Origin of the sequence: Parabacteroides sp. MSK.9.14, assembly GCF_019041495.1 — a bacterium.
Taxonomy (GTDB): Bacteria; Bacteroidota; Bacteroidia; order Bacteroidales; family Tannerellaceae; genus Parabacteroides; species Parabacteroides merdae.
Window position 1 is genome coordinate 1 of the sequence record NZ_JAHPXO010000082.1, and the last position, 2,918, is coordinate 2,918.

Genomic DNA, 2,918 nt, shown 5'->3' on the forward strand with positions numbered 1-2,918 from the left:
CGAAAGAATAATAAAACAGCCTCCAGGCTATCACAGATTGGAGGCTGTAAAAAAAAAGAAAATTAGGGGACCGAGGGTCTCCGGAGACAAAGTTAATCAATTAATTAAATGAGCTATGATCATTTTTGAAAAGACAGGGAAAATACTTCTCGATATACCGGTCGATGATACCAGTTATCGCTATCGGGCCATCCGGCAGGGCGACAAGGTCAATCTTGTGTTCTCGTTGACAGAACATGTAGAAATACCTGTCTACAGCTATGTTGACTATCAAGGTCAGCGATATACGCTCTGGAGACCGGAGGATCTGACAAAGCATGGCACTCGCAATCTCGAATACAGTGCCACCTTTGGCGGCTATTGGGAACTGCTGGATACCATCAAATACAAGCACCTGTCAGCCATTCCCCGAAAGCTGAAATTCCAACTTACCGGAAAACCCCGCTTCTTTCTGGAGCTTTTGATTGATAATATGAACCAATCGGGAGTTGGTGGATGGTCTATTGGGACCTGTATCGATGCACCGGAAAAGACCTTGGCCTTTAGCCATGAGTTTTGTTTGGATGCGCTTAACCGCTTTGCGGATGAGTGGGGAACAGAATTCGAAATCGTCAGCAAGACTATCAATTTCGGCAAGGTAGAGAAGTTCAAGGACGATCCTCTGCCTCTTTCCTACGGCCGTGGGAATGGCTTCAAAACCGGTGTCGGGCGTAAGCTGCAGGGCGAAAAACCACCCACCTCCATCCTCTATGTGCAGGGTGGCGAGCGCAACATCGACCGCACCGCCTATGGAGCTTCCTGTCTGCTGCTGCCAAAATCCCAGGAATTGGAATACGAAGGCAGACGCTATAAAACCGACAAGGATGGCATGTTCATTACACGAGCCGACCGGGCTTTGGCCAATAACAATGAGGACAGCTTGGACTGTTCGCACATCTACCCCTCACGGGTGGGCACGGTGTCCGAGGTGGTTGTGGTGGATGCCGAAAAGCATCTCTATGATATCATCGATAACACGATTCCGGAAGATTTGGACTATTCCAAATGCCGAATACCGGGCGAAACTGCAACGATTATCTTCCAGTCGGGTGTGATGACTGGAGAAGAATTTGACCTCGAGCAGACATCTGACGCTTTGACCGGTTACGACCATGCAGCCCGACGGTTTAAGTTGGTGCCTGTCGAGAAAGAAGGGGGCACGATACCGAACCCGAACCGCTGTCCGGCTGTAGGTGATACATACGCGGTCTTCAACATTTCGCTGCCGCAGGCATACGTCTGCAACGATACCACACAGACGGGTGCGTCATGGGATATGTTTCGTGATGCAGCCCGAAGCCTGTACAACAAGGAAGAGGAATCTTTTGCCTTTACCGGTGAGCTGGACGGCATTTGGGCGAAATCGCAGTGGCTGGAGGTGGGTGGACGGTTGGTGCCAGGTGGTTACATCCTGTTTGACGACCCGCAGTTTCAGCCCGAGGGAGTGCGTATCCGCATCACGGCTGTAAAGGACTATATAAATAGGCCCTACAGCCCCGGACTGGAACTAAGCAATGTGCCGGTCGGTGGCTTTGTCTCCTCGGATCTGTCGAAGATCGAAAGCAACGAGGTGATCAATAACGACCGCCACAGCGATGCGATGCACTACACCAAGCGTCGTTTACGTGATGCGATTGAAGCACAGGAGATGTTGGGAAAGGCGTTTAAAGATTACACCAAGGGGATCGATCCTGTCTGGGTGCGCACCATGTCCCTTTTGGTCGGACATGAAAACCTGCAATTCCGCTTCGTGGACAGCAAGACCAATCCCCGGAAAGTCGATCCGGACTTTGTCTATGACGATGCGACCGAACTGTTCACCGCCCCGAAAGCGATCCTTCAGCACATGACGATCGGCATCTCGGAAATAAAAGGCAGCCATGCCGTTTCTGAATATAAGTTCTGGGATCTACCTGCCTACACCAGTCCGCCGCTGGGCGACTTCGGGAAGCTCTACCTGTACGCCAAATGTGGCAAGTCTTCTGAGGCCGGCGAGTTTATCTTGTCCGAAGAACCGCACGACATGGACGAAGGCAGCGATTATTACTTTCTGGTCGGTTTATTAGGTAGTCAAGCCGACGGTGTACGGTCGTTTGTGACCTGCTACGGCTTCACGGAGATATTGCCCGGCCGAATCACGGTGGATCGCATAGTATCGACAGATGGAAAGTGCTATTTCAACCTGGGGATCGGAGAGTTTGGCGGGAAGATGGTATTCAAATCCGGAACATCCGGTTATAATAACATTTCCGACCGTCCTAACCTTCAACCGTTGTATGATGGGATAAATGATGCCCTGACGGATGCAGAGAATGCGTCAAATGCAGCTAACAACGCCCAATTGACTGCAAATAACAAGGCAAGGGTATTTTATCAAACGACGGCTCCAGCATCGGGGATGCGGACAAATGACTTATGGGTGGATGGGGAGAATATCTATAGATATAGCGGTTCTAAATGGGTGCTTGCCTCAAAGTATGACAATACGATAACGGAGATCAACGGCGGACTCATAACTACCGGTGCGATCGCTTTCGGAAGCACAGGTGGAATGGCTGCTTCCGGTTCCATCCGTATTTGGTCGGGAGGAACAGCCGGGGCGAAAGGACAACCACCCACTGATCCGACATTCCGGGTAGAAAGCAACGGAAATGTGGAAAGTAGAGGAAGTATCTATATTGCAAATTCAAATGGAGAAAAACTTGCCGGACTCTCCGGAGGTGGAACAGCCGGAAACTCTGTTCGAATCTGGGCTGGAAATGCAACACCTGCAAATGCCCCGTTTAAAGTTTATCAAAATGGGGATGCCTACATCGGAGGACTCAGGATGGAGTCTGGAGGACTATTCTCGGATAACCGCTATTCCGGTGAATCGTCTT

General features: G+C 50.5%; 1 pseudogene. It reads left to right on the plus strand.

From position 1 onward, the window contains the following. Positions 1–115: 115 nt before the first annotated feature. A pseudogene (locus KTG12_RS21010) lies at positions 116–2,918 on the plus strand (hypothetical protein); the annotation flags it as partial.